This is a genomic window from Undibacterium sp. TJN25 (genome assembly GCF_049339885.1).
GTDB lineage: Bacteria > Pseudomonadota > Gammaproteobacteria > Burkholderiales > Burkholderiaceae_D > Undibacterium.
The window spans coordinates 279,084-297,680 of the sequence record NZ_JBMPPM010000005.1; the positions used below are offsets into that span (position 1 = coordinate 279,084).

18 protein-coding genes are annotated in these 18,597 nt (G+C 57.4%); 11 read left to right on the forward strand and 7 right to left on the reverse strand.

What is annotated here, in order from left to right; all coding sequences use genetic code 11:
- Nucleotides 1-36: 36 nt before the first annotated feature.
- Both ACO0LO_RS14625 and ACO0LO_RS14630 read left to right on the forward strand, forming a co-directional pair.
- Nucleotides 37-192, forward strand: a complete 156-nt coding sequence (locus ACO0LO_RS14625) for a hypothetical protein (protein ID WP_422964963.1) — start codon at nucleotides 37-39, stop codon at nucleotides 190-192.
- 12 nt (nucleotides 193-204) lie between these two features.
- Nucleotides 205-1,512 carry an MFS transporter gene (locus ACO0LO_RS14630; protein WP_422964964.1) on the forward strand — a complete coding sequence of 436 codons (1,308 nt, stop codon included), beginning with the start codon at nucleotides 205-207 and terminating at the stop codon, nucleotides 1,510-1,512.
- Nucleotides 1,513-1,630: 118 nt separating this feature from the next.
- Here the strand turns inward: ACO0LO_RS14630 and ACO0LO_RS14635 are convergent, their stop codons facing one another.
- Nucleotides 1,631-2,245 (reverse strand): FMN-dependent NADH-azoreductase, encoded by a 615-nt coding sequence (locus ACO0LO_RS14635; protein WP_422964965.1) that lies wholly within the window; start codon nucleotides 2,243-2,245, stop codon nucleotides 1,631-1,633.
- A gap of 196 nt (nucleotides 2,246-2,441) precedes the next feature.
- Between ACO0LO_RS14635 and ACO0LO_RS14640 the strand changes: the two genes are divergently transcribed.
- Nucleotides 2,442-3,356, forward strand: coding sequence for a LysR family transcriptional regulator (locus tag ACO0LO_RS14640; RefSeq protein WP_422964966.1), 915 nt, complete (start codon nucleotides 2,442-2,444; stop codon nucleotides 3,354-3,356).
- 85 nt (nucleotides 3,357-3,441) lie between these two features.
- Here the strand turns inward: ACO0LO_RS14640 and ACO0LO_RS14645 are convergent, their stop codons facing one another.
- From ACO0LO_RS14645 to ACO0LO_RS14655, 3 genes are all read right to left on the reverse strand, one after another.
- Complete coding sequence (locus ACO0LO_RS14645) at nucleotides 3,442-4,470, reverse strand: alpha/beta hydrolase (protein WP_422964967.1); 1,029 nt, start codon at nucleotides 4,468-4,470, stop codon at nucleotides 3,442-3,444.
- A gap of 59 nt (nucleotides 4,471-4,529) precedes the next feature.
- Nucleotides 4,530-4,955, reverse strand: a complete 426-nt coding sequence (locus ACO0LO_RS14650; RefSeq protein WP_422964968.1) for an organic hydroperoxide resistance protein — start codon at nucleotides 4,953-4,955, stop codon at nucleotides 4,530-4,532.
- 298 nt (nucleotides 4,956-5,253) lie between these two features.
- On the reverse strand, nucleotides 5,254-5,715 hold the full coding sequence (locus ACO0LO_RS14655; protein ID WP_422964969.1) for a MarR family winged helix-turn-helix transcriptional regulator: 462 nt from the start codon (nucleotides 5,713-5,715) through the stop codon (nucleotides 5,254-5,256).
- 244 nt (nucleotides 5,716-5,959) lie between these two features.
- Between ACO0LO_RS14655 and ACO0LO_RS14660 the strand changes: the two genes are divergently transcribed.
- Complete coding sequence (locus tag ACO0LO_RS14660) at nucleotides 5,960-6,397, forward strand: MarR family winged helix-turn-helix transcriptional regulator (RefSeq protein ID WP_422964970.1); 438 nt, start codon at nucleotides 5,960-5,962, stop codon at nucleotides 6,395-6,397.
- 247 nt (nucleotides 6,398-6,644) lie between these two features.
- A complete protein-coding gene (locus tag ACO0LO_RS14665; RefSeq protein WP_422964971.1) occupies nucleotides 6,645-7,415 on the forward strand; it encodes an alpha/beta fold hydrolase in 771 nt (256 codons plus the stop codon).
- 177 nt (nucleotides 7,416-7,592) lie between these two features.
- On the opposite strand, the gene ACO0LO_RS14670 is transcribed toward ACO0LO_RS14665, so the two are convergent.
- A complete protein-coding gene (locus ACO0LO_RS14670; RefSeq protein ID WP_422964972.1) occupies nucleotides 7,593-8,309 on the reverse strand; it encodes a GntR family transcriptional regulator in 717 nt (238 codons plus the stop codon).
- A 292-nt stretch (nucleotides 8,310-8,601) separates the two neighbouring features.
- On the opposite strand from ACO0LO_RS14670, the gene ACO0LO_RS14675 reads away from it, so the two are divergent.
- From ACO0LO_RS14675 to ACO0LO_RS14690, 4 genes are all read left to right on the forward strand, one after another.
- Nucleotides 8,602-9,807 carry a pyridoxal-phosphate-dependent aminotransferase family protein gene (locus ACO0LO_RS14675; RefSeq protein ID WP_422964973.1) on the forward strand — a complete coding sequence of 402 codons (1,206 nt, stop codon included), beginning with the start codon at nucleotides 8,602-8,604 and terminating at the stop codon, nucleotides 9,805-9,807.
- A 118-nt stretch (nucleotides 9,808-9,925) separates the two neighbouring features.
- Nucleotides 9,926-11,215: an MFS transporter gene (locus ACO0LO_RS14680; protein ID WP_422964974.1), complete on the forward strand. Its 1,290-nt coding sequence runs from the start codon at nucleotides 9,926-9,928 to the stop codon at nucleotides 11,213-11,215.
- A 75-nt stretch (nucleotides 11,216-11,290) separates the two neighbouring features.
- Complete coding sequence (locus ACO0LO_RS14685; protein WP_422964975.1) at nucleotides 11,291-12,067, forward strand: 2-keto-4-pentenoate hydratase; 777 nt, start codon at nucleotides 11,291-11,293, stop codon at nucleotides 12,065-12,067.
- A gap of 54 nt (nucleotides 12,068-12,121) precedes the next feature.
- Nucleotides 12,122-15,133 carry an FAD-binding and (Fe-S)-binding domain-containing protein gene (locus tag ACO0LO_RS14690; RefSeq protein WP_422964976.1) on the forward strand — a complete coding sequence of 1,004 codons (3,012 nt, stop codon included), beginning with the start codon at nucleotides 12,122-12,124 and terminating at the stop codon, nucleotides 15,131-15,133.
- A gap of 8 nt (nucleotides 15,134-15,141) precedes the next feature.
- Here the strand turns inward: ACO0LO_RS14690 and ACO0LO_RS14695 are convergent, their stop codons facing one another.
- Nucleotides 15,142-16,161, reverse strand: coding sequence for a GlxA family transcriptional regulator (locus tag ACO0LO_RS14695; RefSeq protein ID WP_422964977.1), 1,020 nt, complete (start codon nucleotides 16,159-16,161; stop codon nucleotides 15,142-15,144).
- A gap of 97 nt (nucleotides 16,162-16,258) precedes the next feature.
- Here ACO0LO_RS14695 and ACO0LO_RS14700 point away from each other — a divergent pair, with 97 nt between their 5' ends.
- Nucleotides 16,259-16,912, forward strand: coding sequence for a cysteine hydrolase family protein (locus ACO0LO_RS14700; protein ID WP_422964978.1), 654 nt, complete (start codon nucleotides 16,259-16,261; stop codon nucleotides 16,910-16,912).
- A 47-nt stretch (nucleotides 16,913-16,959) separates the two neighbouring features.
- Nucleotides 16,960-17,397 (forward strand): MarR family winged helix-turn-helix transcriptional regulator, encoded by a 438-nt coding sequence (locus ACO0LO_RS14705; protein ID WP_422964979.1) that lies wholly within the window; start codon nucleotides 16,960-16,962, stop codon nucleotides 17,395-17,397.
- Between the two features lie 60 nt (nucleotides 17,398-17,457).
- On the opposite strand, the gene ACO0LO_RS14710 is transcribed toward ACO0LO_RS14705, so the two are convergent.
- Complete coding sequence (locus ACO0LO_RS14710) at nucleotides 17,458-18,549, reverse strand: S41 family peptidase (RefSeq protein WP_422964980.1); 1,092 nt, start codon at nucleotides 18,547-18,549, stop codon at nucleotides 17,458-17,460.
- Between the last annotated feature and the right edge of the window lie 48 nt (nucleotides 18,550-18,597).

The window sequence follows — 18,597 nt, forward strand, 5'->3', positions numbered from 1 at the left end:
CTCTTGGTGAACGATATGCAACACGTAAAATAATACATGACAATCATCATTTATTCAAATATGATGACGGTCATCATTTATTTTTTTGATGAGACCGCTTTGCTGCTTGCTGGCTGCACGCAGGCTGTCCTGAAGTTTGTTATCCTCTATGCAAAGCAATGCGTTCCCGCGCTGGCGGGTTTCTCCTACTGACCGTTTTTAAACATGACTACAATCGCAAAATCCATTTCAGCAAGCACCGGTCATCGCTTTAACTATGCGTGGCTCGTGCTGGCGATTATTTTCGTGGTGCTGCTGGCTGCCGCCGGCATACGTGCCACGCCTGCGGTAATGATCGTGCCGCTGGAGCAGGAGTTCGGCTGGAACCGTTCCACCATCTCGTTTGCCATCTCGGTCAATATCGCGCTATATGGCCTGATCGGCCCGTTTTCCGCGGCGGCGATGCAGCGTTTCGGCGTGCGTCCTATCGTGCTGGGCGGCCTCTGCCTGCTATCTGCCGGTACTGCGCTTAGTACCTTCATGCACCTGCCGTGGCACATGGTGCTGACCTGGGGCCTGCTGGTCGGCGCCGGCAGCGGCGTGGCCGCAACGACGCTGGCTGCTACCATTGTCAGCCGCTGGTTTGAAACACGGCGCGGCCTGGCAATGGGTTTGCTGACAGCCAGCTCGGCCACCGGGCAGATGGTGTTTTTGCCGCTGATGGCATCGATGGTGGGAAATTACGGCTGGCGTTCGGTCGCTTTCCTGGTGGCCGGCGTAGCGGCGCTGGCGATACCGCTGATTGCGATCTTTCTGCCGGAGCGTCCGCGGGATCTCGGCCTGAAGCTGTATGGCCAGACCGTCGACACGGATGCGGCGACCTTGGCGGCCGAGAGCAGCAAGAAAAATCCCTTCATGATTGCGATTGATGCCCTGATCAGTTCGGTAAAAATGCGCGACTTCTGGCTGCTGTTCATCAGTTTCTTCGTCTGCGGCATGAGCACCAACGGCTATATCGGCACGCAGTTCATTGCCATGTGCGGGGACTATGGCATTACCGCAGTGGGCGGCGCCAGCATACTGGCAGCAATGGGCTTGCTGGATCTGGTCGGCACCACGATGTCCGGCTGGCTGACGGACCGTTACAACTCCCGCGTGCTGCTGTTTTGGTATTACGGCTTGCGCGGCCTGGCGCTGCTGTTCCTGCCGCATGCTTTTGGACTCGGTTATTTCGGCCTGCCTATCTTCGCCATTTTTTATGGCCTGGACTGGATTGCCACCGTGCCGCCTACCGTACGCCTCGCAAATGATGTATTCGGCAGGCTGGCCGCGCCCATCGTGTTCGGCTGGATAGCCGCGGGCCACCAGCTGGGTGCAGCCTTTGCCAATTTCCTGTCAGGCACCTTGCGTTCCAGTCTTGGCACCTATACGGCATCGTCGATGCTGATGGGCGTTGTCTGCATAGGCTGTGCAGTGATGGTGCTGCAGATCAAGGGGCAGCAGGGCAGCAAGGGTTTGCCGGCCGCTGCATAGATTTGTGTTCCAATGAGAAAGGCCCGCCCCATTTTGTGGGGCGGGCCTTTTTGTTTGCGGCAGGCTTATCGCCTCTTGCTTATTTCTTTATTTCTTTATTTCTTTATTTCTGTCAGCCTCAGGCAGCCAGCAGAGTACCGATAGTCTGGCGGGAACCTTCGATTGCCTTGGCAACCGCTTCTTCACCCATGCCTACGCCTTCGCTATGCACGAAAGTGATGTCGGTAATGCCGAGGAAGCCGAGCACTGCGCGCAGGTAGGTTTCCTGGAAATCCATTGCGGACGCAGGACCTTGGGAATATACGCCGCCGCGCGCGGTGAACACATAGACTTTCTTGCCGGTGACCAGGCCGACCGGGCCGGTGGCTGTGTACTGGAAAGTTACGCCGGCGCGGGCCACATGATCCACCCATGCTTTCAGCGTGGAGCTGATGCCGAAGTTGTACATGGGCGAGCCGATGACGATGATGTCGGCATCTTTCACCTGGGCGATCAGCTTGTCGGACAGCGCGATAGTTTGCGCCTGTTCTGCCGAACGCTGTTCTGCCGGTGTGAAGAACGCACCCATCATCTGCTCTGTCAGGTGAGGAACTGGGTTGGCGGCCAGGTCAAGTGTCGTGACAGTATCGCCGGCATGGGCGGCTTGCCATTTGTTCAGGAATTCGGTTGTCAGCTGGCGGGAGATGGAACCGGTACTGCGTACGCTTGTGTTGATGTGTAAAAGCTTGCTCATGACAGGTCTTTCAAAAAAGGTGGCTATAAGCCGGGCACAATGATCCGGCAGCGTATGAAGACAGGTAAAGACTGGCTAGTCGTTTCAGCAGTGTTGACCTATTTCAGCGTTGCAGCGATTCTAGGAGTAATCCATTATTCAGAAAAGTGGGATAATTTGGAACGAAACGTTCTAAATACTTGATAAGAGCTTGCACATGCCTACAGCTAAAACACCCAGGGCGCCTACACTCGACCAGATACAGGTTTTTCTCGCGGTGGTGGATGCCGGCAGTTTTGTCGGCGCCGCCCGGCAGCTGAGCCGGGCAACGTCGGTCATCAGCTATGCCATTGCCAATCTGGAATCGCAGCTGGAGCTGGAATTGTTCGACCGCAGAGCCACCCGCAAGCCGCAGCTGACGGATGCCGGGCGCGCTGTGCTGGCGGATTTGCGCAAGGTGTCGATAGGGGTCGGCGACCTGCTGGCCAAGGCCCAGGGGCTGCTGGCAGGGCTGGAGGCCCAGGTTGTGCTGGTGGTGGATGTCATGTTTCCGACTCCATGGCTGGTGGAAGTGCTACAGGATTTTCAACAAACCTTTCCTACGGTGGCGCTGCGCCTGAATGTCGAAGCGCTGGGTGCCGTCGCGCAGCAGGTGCAGGACGGTATTGCAGATATAGGCATCAGCGGGGCCGTCGAGGTCAGCCTGCCTCAGTTGGAGCGCCATACCTTTGCTGGAACCCGCCTGGTGCCCGTTGCCGCGCCGGCGCATCCGCTCAGCCGGCATGAAGGCGAACTGACGCAGGCGCTCGCGCGCAATTACGAGCAACTGGTGCTGACCGACCGCTCGCGCCTGACCGAGGGAAAGGACTACGGCGTGGTGGCCGTGCGCACGCTGAGGGTGACTGACCTGAATGCGAAGTATGCGCTGCTGCTGGCCGGCGTGGGCTGGGGCAGCATGCCGGAGCACATGGTCAGGGGCGATATTGCCGAGGGCCGGCTGAAGGCACTTAAATCCAGCGAATGGGATCACGCGATCTACCGCTTCCAGACCCTGTGCCGCAGCGATGTGCCGCCGGGGCCGGCGGCACGCTGGGTGTTGAAAAGGCTGCAGGAAAAGGAATGGGCCACCTAATTTGTGGCCCCGCATCTCTGCTGTGAAGCCCTGCCGGCTGCACGCGTTGACGCAGCCGGCAGCATCCGCATGACGGATGAACTGCTTATTTCAAATGCTGCTTCAGTTCTTCGCCGGCCTGGCGCATCGCGCTACGCACCGCGGGCACATCGCTGACCACGTTCAGCAAGCCGAAATCGTGGATCATGCCGCCGTAGCGCACGCTCGTGACCTGCACGCCCGCGGCATTGAGTTTGTGGCCGTAAGCTTCGCCTTCATCGCGCAGCACGTCGAATTCTGCGGTCTGGATCAATGTCGGCGGCAAGCCTTTCAGCTGTTCCAGGCTAGCCTGCAAGGGTGATGCATAGATTTCCTTGCGTTTGGCGGCGTCGGTCGTATAGTTATCCCAGAACCATTTCATCATGTTGCGGGTCAGGAAATGACCGTCTGCAAATTGCTGGTAAGAGGCTGTTTCGAAATTGGCGTCCGTCACCGGCCACAGCAGGGCTTCATAGCGCAGCTTGGGCGTGCCCTTGTCTTTCGCCATCAGCGCGACAACCGTTGCCATATTGCCGCCCACGCTATTGCCGGCTACTGCCAGGCGCTTGCCATCCACATTGATTTCCTTGCCGTGTTCGGCGACCCATTTGGTGGCGGCATACGCCTGGTTGATGGCAACACCGTATTTAGCTTCCGGCGAAGGCGTGTAGTTGACGAATACTGCCACCGCGCCGGAGTTGACGACCAGGTCGCGCACCAGCCGTTCATGCGTAGGGAAGTCGCCCAGCACCCAGCCGCCGCCATGGAAGAACATGAAAGCGGGCAAAGTCTTGCTGACGCCGGCGGGGCGTACGATCGTCAGTTTGAGGTCGCTGCCATCCACGGTAATGGTCTTTTCCGACACGTCGGCTTTAGGCAAAGTCAGTTTTACGCCTGCCTGCGCGCCTACCAGGATAGCGCGGGCGTCGGCCGGGGACAATTGTTCCATCGGTTTGCCGCCACCGGCTTCCAGCGCCTGCAAGAATGCCTGCGTGTTGTGCTCCACGCCCGGGCTGCCTGCTGCATGGGCATTGCCGACAGCGGCAACGGATAGAGCGATGGCGGTCATGGACAAAGCGTTTTTAATCGATTTCATGGTGTTCCCCTATGGATGCTTGAGTGATGATGGATGTTTAATATGTGACGGTGGCGGGCTTACATCAGCGTCAAGGTGATGTCGATGTTGTTGCGGGTCGCGTTGGAATAAGGGCAGACGATATGCGCCTTGGCGATCAGCGCTTCGGCTGCCGCGCGGTCCAGGCCGGGCAGGGATATCTTGAGTTCAACCTCAATGCCGAAGCCGGTAGGGATGGCGCCTATGCCCACGCTGCCGTCCACGCTGACATCCGCAGGAATGGCGATCTTGTCGCGCGCTGCGACAAACTTCATCGCGCCCAGGAAGCAGGCAGAGTAGCCGGCTGCAAACAGCTGTTCGGGATTGGTGGCTGCGCCGCCGGCGCCGCCCAGTTCTTTAGGGGTAGACAGTTTGATGTCCAGGACGCCGTCGGACGATACGGCGCGTCCGTCACGGCCGCCAGAGGCTTTTGCATGAGCGCGGTACAGTACTTTTTCTATCGACATGATGAATCTCCTATTCAGTTGCTTCAGTTGCGGTTGGGGTCACATAGACCAGGGTTTGTTTCTGTATTAAGGTGCTGCGGCTTGCATTCGATTCCTGCCGGCTTGCCATGGCCGGAGAATGTTCAAGTAAAATAGATTACTATTAAATAGTGCGCTATTTATGTCATTTTCCTCCACACGGTATTGATGCCGAGGGTAGAGGGGGTACTCCAAAAAAAACAAATCTCACCATTAATATAGTCAACTATAATATAGTGCACTATTTAATTAGTGGGATAAAACGGCAAAATGCTGCCGCTTAATCCGCTGTATTCTTCATCAGCCTGGAGCGCAGTACACCCAGCTCATCTTTCATCGCGATTGCCTCGGCAGCGGAGCACTCAGTTGCACACAGTACCGATTCCGGCACATCTATCGCCTGCTTGCGCATTGCATCGCCAGCCTTGGTAAGGCTGATGATCACTTGCCGTTCGTCATTGGCCGCACGAATACGGGTAACCAGTTCCTGCGCTTCCATCCTTTTCAGCAAGGGCGTCAGCGTAGCCGAATCCAGGAAAAGTTTTGTGCCTATTTCAGACACCGTCAATTCATCCTGCTCCCACAGCACCATCATCACCAGATACTGCGAATAGGTAATCCCCAGTTTGCGCAGCAGCTTACGGTAGAGCTTGCTCATCGCCAGCGACGTGGAGTACAGCGCAAAACACAGCTGTGCATCGAGCTGGGGAACCTTGCCGCTTTTGTCTGATTTCGTTTCCATGGAAAGAAGTATAGATAGTGCGCTATTTGATTGCAAGCTATTTTTGAAAAAATATTGGGAACTCTCAGAGCGCATGTAAAAGACGCACAGGATGAGGGAGGGCGACCGTGGTTCTGCATAGCACAATCAGGGACAGCTTGAATGCATTCGAGGTGTACTCATATATATGGCATCAACAATTATGTTATCCGGCCCGCCGGACTAATTTATACTAAACAATTACTGCTGCTTCAATTTCCCTGTCATGACCAAGAAAACACCTCCCGGCATAGATCTGCATCTTTGCTTCCAGCTTTACACCACGTCGCTGAAAATGACCCAGCTGTATAAGCCTATGCTGGAGAAGCTGAAGCTGACTTACCCGCAATACCTGGTGATGGTCGTGTTGTGGGAGCAGCAGGGGATAGGGCTCAAGGATCTGGCGGAGAAGTTGCACCAGGACTCAGGCTCCATTACACCGCTGGTCAAAAGATTGGAAGCCGAGGGTTATCTGCTGCGCCGGCGCGATCCCCAGGACGAACGCAGCTTGGTGCTGACGCTGACCCCGGCGGGCGAGGCCTTGCGCAAGCAAGCCTATGACGTCAGTCAGGCAATACAATCTGCCTGTAATCTGGATGAAAAAGGCTTCCTCAGCCTGATGAAGGGCCTGGCAGGCTTGCAAAAGACGCTCGACAAAGAGTAAAACTTTTTATGCAGGCAATCTTGCCTGCCGCCGTCCGCGGTCGGCGGACTTTTTCTGTCTTTTCTCAAAAGCAAATAAAACTGGAAAATAAAAAAACTTTAAAAATACATTGTGCACTAATGTTTAGTGCGCTATATTGTCACTGCGCGCTGACTTTTAGCTGATTCTTCGCTGATGAACAGCCTGCAGAATTCAGTCCCTTCATGCGGGAAAAATATTTCGTCCATTCATCTTTTAAGGAAACATCATGAAAACATCGTCCCTGATCTTGAAAAAATCCCTGTTGGCATTGGCCGCGGTATCCACTTTCGGCGCAGCTATTGCAGCGCCGGCCGACAATGCCGATAAAACCATCGTGCTGGTGCATGGCGCCTTTGCAGACGGCTCCAGCTGGGACAAGGTCGTGCCTTTGCTGCAAGCCAAGGGCTATAAGGTCGTTTCCGTGCAAAACCCGCTGACATCGCTGGCAGACGACGTTGCCGCGACAAAACGCGCGATCGATGCGCAGACTGGTAAAGTGATCCTGGTAGGCCACTCCTGGGGTGGCACTGTCATCACCCAGGCCGGCGCCGATGACAAAGTCAGCGCACTCGTGTATGTAGCAGCGTTTGCACCATCCGAAGGCGAGGCTGTCGGTTCGCTGGGCAAGGAATTTCCAACGCCTCCCGGTATTGCCAAACTGCAGGCCGATGCGTCCGGTTTCCTGAGTCTGCCAGCCAAGGCGGTTGCTGAAGATTTTGCGCAAGACTTGCCGGCAGCGCAGACAAAGCTGATGGCTGTCAGCCAGGGTCCTATCAATAGCAAGGCTTTCGGCGAACCTGTGACTGTTGCTGCATGGAAGACCAAGCCATCCTACTATATCGTGTCCTCGCAAGACCACATGATCGCCCCCGGCCTGGAAGCGGCAATGGCGAAGAAAATCGGCGCGACGACAACCACGCTGAACACCAGCCACGTGCCCATGTTGTCCAAACCGGCTGAAGTCGCTGCCGTAATTCTTGCCGCTGCTGCAAAATAAGCACATAGCAAGTCAGGTAGTAGCAAAGCCCGGCTGCGAAGCCGGGCTTTGTTGTTTGCGTAACGGTACAGGTACTGAAGGGCGGGAAAGGCGGAAAGAGGAAGGGAGGACATAGGCTATCGTTCGGCGATAGGGAAATCCGCCGCCGGCGAGCAATGCACAGGCGGCAGTGAAGGATCAGGTTTCCTTGTTTTCTTCCGGCGGGTTGACAACGCTCATGACTGCATCGCGTTTGTCCAGCAGATGCTGGCGAAGCACCGCAGCCAGCCGCTTGCCATCGCGCGCATCCAGTGCCTTGATCATTTCTTCATGGTCATGCACCGCGCTGTCCCATTTGTCCGCCTTGAAGTTGGACTTGAAACGCAGTGCCTGCAGGCGCCGGTTCATCGTCAGATACGTCTGCCGCATCACCGAATTGCGCGCTGCTTCATTGATCTTGTTATGGATCGCCTGGTTGCGGCTGTAATAACCCGGTAAGTCGTTCTGTGCCTTGCAGGAGAGCATCGCATAATGCAGTGCCTTGATTTCGGCCAGTTCCACCGGTGTAATGCGTTCGCATGCCAGCTCGCCCGATAAGGCTTCCAGCCCGCTCATCAGTTCAAAGGTTTCCCAGACTTCGGTTTCCGTCATGCGCGATACCGATGCGCCGCGGTTCGGCAGAATTTCCACCAGGCCTTCGGCGCTCAGCACTTTCATCGCTTCGCGCAGCGGCGTGCGGGAAATACCCAGGGTCTCGCACAGTTCGCGTTCGTTCAGTTTGGTGCCGGGAGCCAGTGTTCCTTCGACAATCAGATTGCGCAGATGGTCCACCACCGTGTCGTGCAGGCGTTGGCGTTCCAGGCGCATATTCAGCGGTGCTGGAGGTGCTCCGGCTTCTATAATTGTATTTTGCATGCAATTTCCTATTTTTCTTACCAAATGATTTTAACTCATAAGTGTTTTAACTGAAACAGCAGGCAGCCAGGGTTTTTGTAAAACTTCTTTAACAGACTAACACCTAATTACCATTGATTTTTCTGGCTTCTTCATAGCTGGCGGCGTAAATTCAACGGCAAGACCGAACCTATTGACAGATGGATCGTGGCGTCGGGACATCACGCATGGATATTAAAAATAGCACTTTACCTTCCAAAATTCATCTGCTAAAGTATTTTGTATACAAAATTCAATTTAAAAGGAGATGTCAGTGTTGAAACTTAACTTCCATCCGGCAGGGCGCCATTTTTTGCAGATTCCAGGCCCCAGCCCTGTGCCAGACCGCATCCTGCGGGCAATGAGCTATCCGACTATCGATCACCGCGGCCCTGAATTTGGCGCTTTGGGTTTGCAGGTGCTGGAAGGCATCAAGAAGATTTTCAAGACCGAGCAGCCGGTCATCATCTACCCGGCGTCCGGCACCGGCGCCTGGGAAGCGGCGCTGACCAATACCCTCAGCCCCGGCGACACGGTATTGATGTATGAAACCGGCCATTTCGCCACCTTGTGGAAAAAAATGGCGGAAGCACTGGGCCTGAAACCGGAATTCCTCGGCTTGCCCGGCATAGAAGGCTGGCGCCGCGGCGTCCAAGCGAACCTGATAGAAGAACGCCTGAAGGCCGACAAAGACCATGTGATCAAGGCAGTGTGCGTGGTCCACAATGAAACTTCCACCGGCGTTACTTCCAATATTGCCGCCGTCCGCAAGGCGATCGATGCGGCCGGCCATCCGGCGCTGTTGCTGGTGGATACCATCTCCGGCCTCGCTTCCGCCGATTACCGCCATGATGAATGGGGTGTGGACGTTACCGTATCCGGCTCGCAGAAAGGCCTGATGCTGCCCCCCGGCATCAGCTTCAATGCAGTGTCTCCAAAAGCGATCCAGGCCAGCAAATCCGCCAAGCTGCCGCGCGCATTCTGGGACTGGACCGAAATCATAGAAATGAACAAGACCGGCTACTGGCCGTACACGCCCAATACCAACTTGCTGTATGGCCTGTCGGAAGCGCTGGACATGATCCTGGGCGAAGGCCTGGACAACGTGTTCGCGCGCCACCAGCGTCTGGCGGCTGCCTGCCGCGATGCAGTCCGGGCCTGGGGCCTGGAAGTGCAATGTACGGATGCAGATGTGTACTCTCCTGTGCTGACCGGTGTCATGACGCCGGAAGGCTTCGATGCAGATGCCATCCGCAAGACCATCTATGAAAACTACGACATGTCGCTCGGCACAGGCCTGGGCAAGCTGAAGGGCCGCATGTTCCGCATCGGCCATCTGGGCGAAGCCAACGACCTGACGCTGATGGCGACACTGGCCGGCTGTGAAATGGGTCTGAAACTGGCCGGCGTGCCTCTGGCCGGCAGCGGCGTGGCAGCAGCAATGCAGTACCTGACGGCAAATCCTGCCAGGAAGTTGTGAACCCAGTCATCTGAGTTCACGACCAGGCCCGATGAACCTTGCACAGACACGGTCATCGGGGCGACATCGCAGGATGCTTCAATGCACCATGCCGTAGTTTAATTAATGGAGACAAAGAATGAAACGATCAGGTTTTCGTGCAACAAGTATTGTGCTGTTGATGCTGTGTTTGATGTATTTCATCACCTATCTCGACCGCGTCAATGTCAGTACCGCCGCTGCAGGTTTCGGCAAGGACTTTAATCTCAACAAGACAGAAATCGGGCTGGTGTTTTCTGCATTTGCCTATCCCTACCTGGTGTTCCAGATCATCGGCGGCTGGGTCAGCGATAAATTCGGCGCCAAGCGCACGCTAATCGTCTGCGGTGTCCTGTGGGCGCTGGCCACGATACTGACCGGCTTTGCCGGCGGGCTCATCTCGTTGCTGCTGGCGCGTTTGCTGCTCGGCCTGGGCGAGGGTGCTACATTCCCTGCCGCGACATCGGCAATGGCGCGCTGGGTCAAGAAAGAAAATCGCGGTTTTGCGCAAGGCATCACGCACGCGTTTGCGCGCATCGGCAATGCAGTGGCGCCGGCAGCAATTGTTTTCGTCATGGCGGCATACGGATGGCGCATGTCTTTCTACGTCTGCGGCGTACTGAGTTTGATCTGGGTCATCGTGTGGATGTTCGTGTTTACCGAAGATCCTGCAGATCACCCCGGCGTATCGCCGGAAGAACTGGCCGGCCTGCCGGTAGTCAAAAAGAAAAACGTGAAGATACCATGGGGCCCTCTGGCCAAACGCATGGCGCCGGTGACGATAGTCTATTTCTGCTACGGCTGGACACTATGGCTGTTCCTGAGCTGGATACCGCAATACTTCCTGCATAGCTATGACCTGGACCTGAAAAAATCCGCCTTGTTCGCCTCCAGCGTTTTCTTTGCCGGTGTCGTCGGCGACACGCTGGGCGGCATTGTCAGCGACCGCATACTGATCCGTACCCGCAACATCAAATGGGCGCGCAGCTATATGGTGTCGATCTGCATGTTCCTAACCCTGCTGTCGCTGCTGCCATTGTTGTTTACGCATAATCTGACAGTGTCCATCATCAGCCTCAGCGCTGGCTTCTTCTTTGCTGAAATGACGATAGGTCCGATGTGGGCGATACCCATGGATATCGCACCGGAATATTCCGGTACCGCCAGCGGCATGATGAATACCGGTTCGGCACTGGCCGCGATCATCTCGCCGGTATTGTCCGGCTACCTGATAGACCGTTTCGGCAACTGGGAACTACCCTTCGTCGGCAGCATGATACTGATGGGCTTCGGCGTGGTGTTGGCCTTCCGTATGCAGCCTGAAAGCAAGTTCCAGCTGGCAGCGACAGGCACGGATAACGCAGGCAACGCGCATCCGGTCAACCCCTAAGGATACAGGTGCAGGCGGCCCGTGCCGCCTGCCGATATCCCGTCATTGTCATTGATTTGTCACTGAAGGATAAGGATGTTGTCCACTCCTCATACTCTCCCGCAGGCAGCAACCGGCCTTGCCGAACTGCTTAGCGGCGCCTACCAGACCCAGAGCATAGTTGCCGTGCCCGCCGCACTGGCTGTTGCCGATGCAGACCAGGCCTACGCGGTACAGCGCAGTTTTCTGAATCGCGTCAGCATCCATACCGGTGGCTGGAAAATAGGCGCCAAGTCCGCCGATGGCCCGATACAGGGCTCTCCATTGCCGCTGGATGGCATTTACCAAAACCATGCCGTACTGAACAAGCGGCATTTCCCCGTGCTGGGGCTGGAGCTGGAGATCGCATTTTCCTTCTCGCGTGAATTTACTCCGGCAGATGCGGCTTTGTCAGACTCTGAAATCATGCACTACCTGCATACCATGCAAGCCTCGGTGGAGCTGGTGTCCAGCCGGCTGGCGGGCTGGCCGCAGGTTGGCAAACTGCTGCAGCTGGCAGACCTGCAAAATCACGGAGCGCTGGTCACTGGCGAGCAGGTGGCCTACGACAGCGGTTTTCCGTTTATCAATCCGCGCGTCAGCCTGCGGGTTGCAGATACCGAAATTTTCAATGGCAAGGGCAGCAATCCGGCGGGTGATCCACGCCGCCTGCTGCCGTGGCTGGTGCGCCATTGCGCCGCGCAGGGCCTGACTCTGGCGGCCGGCAATACAATTACCACAGGCTCTTATACCGGCGTGCATTTTCCACTGGAGGCCGGTGCCGTCTGCGGCGAGGTGCAGGGGCTTCCGCCGATTCAATTCCAGCTGGCATGATGCAGCGCGCTGTCGCGGCGCGCCTCTGCCGGCTTTTTTCACAGGATAAATGACATGCTAGTAAAACCCATACACCTGGTCCCTCCCGGCGGGCGGGCTGCGACGCCCATGGTGCGGCAGCTGCAGCAGGAGATGCAAGGCGACGTACTGTTCAGTGCGGCGGACCGCGGCCGCTATTCGACCGATGCCTCCATCTATCAGATCATGCCGCTGGGCATCGTCGTGCCGCGCAACCAGGACGATCTGTTGCTGGCGCTGGACATCGCGCGCCAGCATCATGCGCCTGTGCTGGCGCGCGGCGCCGGCACCAGCCAGTGTGGCCAGACAGTCGGCGAAGCGCTGGTGATAGACAACAGTAAATGGCTGAACAAGGTGCTGGATTTCGATCCGGAGGCAATGACGGTGACCGTCGAGCCCGGCCTGGTGCTGGACCACCTGAATGCCTGGCTGAAGCCGCACGGCCTGTGGTTTCCGGTCGATGTATCGACCGCTGCGCAGTGCACGATAGGCGGCATGGCCGGAAACAATTCCTGCGGTTCGCGTTCCATTGAGTACGGCAACATGGTGCACAATGTGCTGGCGATCGATGCCGTGTTGGCAGACGGCAGCCAGGCGCAGTTCGGCGCATTGGGCAAGATGCAGTCCAGCCCCCGGCTGGATGCGATCGTGGAAGGCATACGCCAGATTGCGTTGCGTGAAAAAGAAGAAATCAGGGAGCAGATGCCGCGCGTATTGCGCCGCGTCGCCGGTTATAACATCGATATTTTCGATTGCCAGAACCCCAAGGCCTATACCGATGACGGCGTTGCCAACCTGTCGCATATCCTGGTCGGTTCAGAGGGTACGCTGGCCTACAGCCGCCAGCTGACGCTAAAGCTGGTGCCGCTGCCCAACCACAAAACACTGGGCGTCGTGAATTTTGACAGCTTCTACCAGGCGATGGACATGACGCAGCACATCGTCAAGCTGGGGCCGACCGCGGTGGAACTGGTGGACCGCACGATGATAGACCTGGCGATCAGCAATCCTGCATTCAGGCCGGTCATAAAAAAAGCACTGACCGGTAATCCCCAGGCCATCCTGCTGGTGGAGTTTGCCGGCCAGACCCATGCCGAACAGTTGCAGAACCTGGCGCAGTTGGTGGAACTGATGGCCGACCTGGGCTTGCCGGGTTCGGTTGTTGAAATGCCGGACATGAATGAGCAAAAAGCCTTGTGGGAAGTGCGCAAGGCCGGCCTCAACATCATGATGAGCATGAAGGGCGACGGCAAGCCGGTATCCTTTATTGAGGATTGCGCGGTGCCGCTGGAACACCTGGCCGAATATACAAGCCAGCTGACCGAGGTGTTCCACCAGTACGGCACCGAAGGCACCTGGTACGCACACGCCAGCGTCGGCACGCTGCATGTCCGGCCCATACTGGACATGCGCCGCGGCGGCGCCAAGGACATGCGGGAAATCGCCGAGGCAGCGTCTGCACTGGTGCGCAAATACAAGGGCGCCTATTCCGGCGAGCATGGCGACGGCTTGTGCCGCGGTGAATGGGTTGCATGGCAGTATGGTCCCAGGATCAACCATGCATTTCAGCAGATCAAGCAGCTGTTCGATCCCGACAACCGTTTCAGCCCGGACCGTATCGTCAATCCGCCAAAGATGGACGACACCCGCAATTTCCGCTTCGCGCCGGGCTATCAGGAACTGGCGCATACGCCGCAGCTGGACTGGTCGCAATGGAATGTATTGCGCAATCCGCTGACCGGCGAAGAAACCGTGCCCGGCAGCGGCCCGGACAAGACCGGCGGCCTGGCCAAGCTGGTGGAAATGTGCAATAACAACGGCCATTGCCGCAAGTTCGATGCCGGCACCATGTGCCCCAGCTATCGCATCACCAAGGATGAAAAACACGTGACCCGCGGCCGCGCCAATACGCTGCGGCTGGCGATCTCCGGCCAGCTGGGGCAGGAGGGGCTGGCCAGCCGGGAAGTCAAGGAGACGCTGGACCTGTGCGTTTCCTGCAAGGGCTGCAAGCGCGACTGTCCTACCGGCGTGGACATGGCGAAAATCAAGATTGAAACCAAGGCCGCATGGACGCAGAAGCATGGCCTGCGATTGCGTGACAAGCTGGTGGCGTATATGCCCGCATATGCGCCGTACGCCAGCCGTTTCGGCGGGCTGATCGCACTGGCCGAGAAAGTGCCGGTGGTGTCTTCCTGGGTCAAGAAAAGCATAGGGTTGGCGACGCAGCGTTCTTCGCCAAAGTTCAAAACCTCTTTCCTGTCAACCGCGAAAACCAGTCCGGCCGCAGCGGGCGGCAAGGAAGTGCTGCTGTTCGTGGACACGTTTAATAACTATATGGAGCCGGAAAACGCCAGGGCTGCGCAGCAGGTACTGGAAGCGGCAGGCTACCTTGTGCATTTCAGCGCCGTGCCCGGACAGCGGCCGCTGTGCTGCGGACGCACTTACCTGTCCGCAGGCCTGGTAACGGAGGCCAAGGCCGAAGCGCGCCGTTCGCTGGATGCGCTGCTGCCTTTCGTGAACCGGGGCATCGCCGTCGTCGGCCTGGAGCCTTCGTGCCTGCTGACCTTGCGCGATGAATTCCTGCACTATGGCTATGGCGCCGAAGCGGAAAAACTGTCCGCCTCCGCTTTCCTGTTCGAGGAATTTCTGGTGAGGGAAAAAAAGGCAGGGCGCCTGGACCTGAACCTGCAAGCGCTGGACAGTAACCAGGTGCTGGTGCATGGCCATTGCCATCAAAAAGCCTTTGATGCCTTTACGCCGGTGCAAACGGTCTTGAAATGGGTGCCGCAGCTGGAATTGTCTGTCGTGGAATCTTCATGCTGCGGCATGGCAGGCAGTTTCGGTTATGAAGACGAACATTACGAAGCATCGAAGGCGATGGGCGAATTGTCCTTACTGCCGGCCGTCAGGAAAGCGATGGAAGCGGATGGCAGCACCATCGTTGTCGCCGACGGCACCAGTTGTCGGCACCAGATCCACGACGGCGCACAGCAGCAGGCCATCCATGTGGCAAGGGTGCTGGCGCGGTCGCTCAAGCTGGGGGCTTAGAGGGAGGCTTAAAGGAGCTTGATTTGAAATGCTTCATTGGCGCCGCTTCCCTGGAACTCTCGCCGGTAAGCGGAAGGCGAGATGCGGAAGGCGCTGGCGAAATGCCGGCGCAACACCATCGCCGATCCAAAGCCGGTATCGCCGGCGATATCGTCTATCGATCTCCTGGTGGACTCCAGCTGGCGCTGTGCCTGCGCCAGCCGCTGGTTCAGCAGCCACTGGCCGACCGTAGTCCCCGTCAGCTTCTGGAAGTGCCGGGTAAAGCTGCGCCGGCTCATCAGTGCGCGCTGCGCCAACTGATCCAGGCTTTGCGCCTCTGACAGGTGAAGCAGCATCCATTCCAGCACTTTGGACAGCCTGTCGTCGCTGGCTAGCACGGGCAGTGGCTGGTCTATATATTGTGCCTGCCCGCCCTGGCGGTGCGGTGCCACCACCAGCCGCCGGGCTACCTGAGCAGCAGCATCTGATCCGTATTGAGAGCGTAGAAGATGCAGGCAGCAGTCTATGCCTGCGGCGGTGCCTGCCGACGTGGTGACATCGCCATGATCCACATACAATACATTCGGGTCCAGGCCAACTTGCGGATAGCGCCGTGCAAATTCATCCGCCAGCGCCCAGTGTGTGGTGGCCGTGCGCCCGTCCAGCAGGCCAGCTTCCGCCAGCACGAAGGCGCCCAGGCACAGGCCGACAATGCGCGCGCCGCGCTTGTGCGCCTTGCGCAAAGCCTGCAAGAGCTTGTCCGAAGGCGTTTGCAGATCGGACCGCCAAGACGGCGCCACGATCATATCCGCACGCGCCAGCACCGATAAATCGTATTCGGTATTGATGCTGAAGCCTGCGCTGGTGGTAATTCGCTGCGATCCCCTGGCAGCTTCCGCAGAGCAGACGCAGACATCGAATTCCGGCAGGCCCGCTGCTCCCAGGAATTCGCCGAAGACCATGCAGGGCACCGACAGATGGAAAGGACTGATGCCGTCAAACGCGATGACGGCGACGGTAATCCTGTGGGAAGGGGATATCTTGGGCATGGCCCGATTGTATCGCTTAATGGCAATCGGGTCACTTTCGCCTTTTCCGGGCTTGGCCGATAATCCGTTTCATTGAATACACAAACGGAGATACCTGATGTCTGCAAACGATGCAAGCAAAGCCACAGCGCCGAAGCGCGCACTGGTGGTGATAGATGCGCAAAACGAATATTTCAGCGGCCAACTGCTGATTGAATACCCCGATCCGCAGCATTCCATCAACAACATCGGTCTCGCCATGGATGCGGCGCGCGCCGCCGGCGTGCCTGTGCTGGTTATCCAGCATACGTCGCCAGCGGGTGCTCCGGTGTTCCAGAAGGGCGAGCCGGCATGGGAGCTGCACGATGCCGTCAAGAACCGTCAGCACGACTATCGTGTGGAAAAAACCATGCCCAGCATTTTTGCCGGCACCGATGCCGCCGCCTGGCTGAAACAGAAAGGTATCGATACATTGAGCATCGTTGGCTACATGACGCAGAACTGCAATGCCAGCACCATCTATCAGGCCATGCATGACGGCTACAAGGTGGAGATGCTGAGCGACGCCACCGGCGCCGTGCCGTATGCGAATACCGCCGGCAGCGCAACAGCAGAAGAAATCCACCGTGTGCTGAGCGTCATCTTCCACTCCAATTTTGCGGCGGTAACGAGTACTGCCGGGTGGATAGCGGCGGTCAATGCAGGCGAAGCGCTTGCCAAGGACAACGTGCTTGCATCGAACAAGGCTGCGCGGAATTCTTCCCGGGCCTAGTGCTGCCCATATTGGATTTCTCAACAAGAGGGCGCATAATGCACCCGATGAAAAATCCTCTCCATGAAGCGCTGATAGACTTGGTCGGTTTCTTCAACCGGCCCCAGCCCGATCAGTATCTGCTAAGGCGTGCCAATGTATCGCTCGACCGCGCATTGTTCCCCCTGCTTGTACGGATAGGCATGCGCGGGCCGATAGGGGTCGTGGAACTGGCCGAGCTGGCGGGCCGCGATCATTCCACGGTCAGCCGCCAGGTCGCCAAGCTGGAAGAGATGGGGCTTATCACCCGCACTCCCGGCAAGACGGACCAGCGGGTGCGAGAGGCCGAGGTGACGGAAGCGGGGCGGCTGATGGTGGAGCAGATCAGCGAAGCGCGTAACCGCATGATTGACGAAGTGCTCGCTGACTGGAGTGCCAAGGATCGGACCGAACTGACGCGGCTGGTACGCAAGCTTGCCGATACGGCGATGCGTTTCAAAGGCTGACGGCAGGCAGTTGCCGTCAGTACTCATCAAAAAAACTGTGAGAAAATTCGAACAGAAGCCTCAGCGCCGCGGCGCATAGTTCGGCACCATGCTTTCGCCTTTCTCTGCCATGGGCAGGATTTTTTCCAGTTCCTCACGCTGTTCCGCGTCCGTGGTTTTGGCAAGCAGTGTGCGCAGGATCGCGACATAGGCTGTTTGCTGCGCCTGTGCCGCCGGCACGGCTATCTCCGGCTTCACACCTACGTGCTCCCAGTTGGTACGGGTTACTGGATTGATGGCGCGGCCTGTCGGGATGTTGATGACGAGACCATGCCCAAGGGAAAACCTGTCGCCGGAATTGGCGCCGCCGCCGGTAACTTCGCCTACCAGTACCGCACGTTTCTGCGTCTGGAAGTCGTAGGCACATTCTTCACCGCCGGAGAAGGTACGCGCGGAGGTCAGTACGTACACCGGCTTGGTATAGCGTTCGCCCACGCCGGTATTGGTCCAGTATTGCTGGGTCTTGTCCTGCGGCCGTGTATAAATATCGTTCAGGTGGCGCTCGTCGCCTTTTGCAAAGAAATGGCTCATCAGGTAGGCCACGCTATTGGGACTGCCGCCACCGTTGCGGCGCAGGTCCAGGATCAGCGCGTCCGTACCTGCCAGCAGCGATAGTGCAGATGTATAGGCGGCAGCCACTACCTCAGTAGGGCCGAACCCGCGTAACTCCAGGTAACCCACATTGCCGGGCAGGCGTTGCAGCTTTTCTATGCCGTAGCCCATGCGGGTGGCGTCCATGCGTTGCCTGTCCATTTCTTCCGGGCTGGGCACCGCGTCCGGATTTTCTTCCACATGGTAGCCGGGATCATAGAAAACCATGAAATGCCGGTCATCGCTTTTTTCGCGCAAGTCTTTTGATAATTGTGCTGCCAGCGCCGCGGCCGTATCTGCGCCGGCGTAAGCATCTTTTGCGGCTTTGCTTGTCAGCTCCTTGCCTAAACGCGCTGCCACTGCGGGAAACACATAATTGGCTTGCAGCTTGGCGTCCAGCGTTTGCAGGATTTCCTTGCGTTCTGCTGCGGACAGGCGGGCATCTGCCGGCTGTGCGAAAGCGTTGACGGAAAATGCCGCGCTTATCAACAGTGCGATGGACATGCTTCGATTGTTGTACATAAATGCTCCTGTAATTTTCATTCATGAATCTACTAATTGATTAGTAGA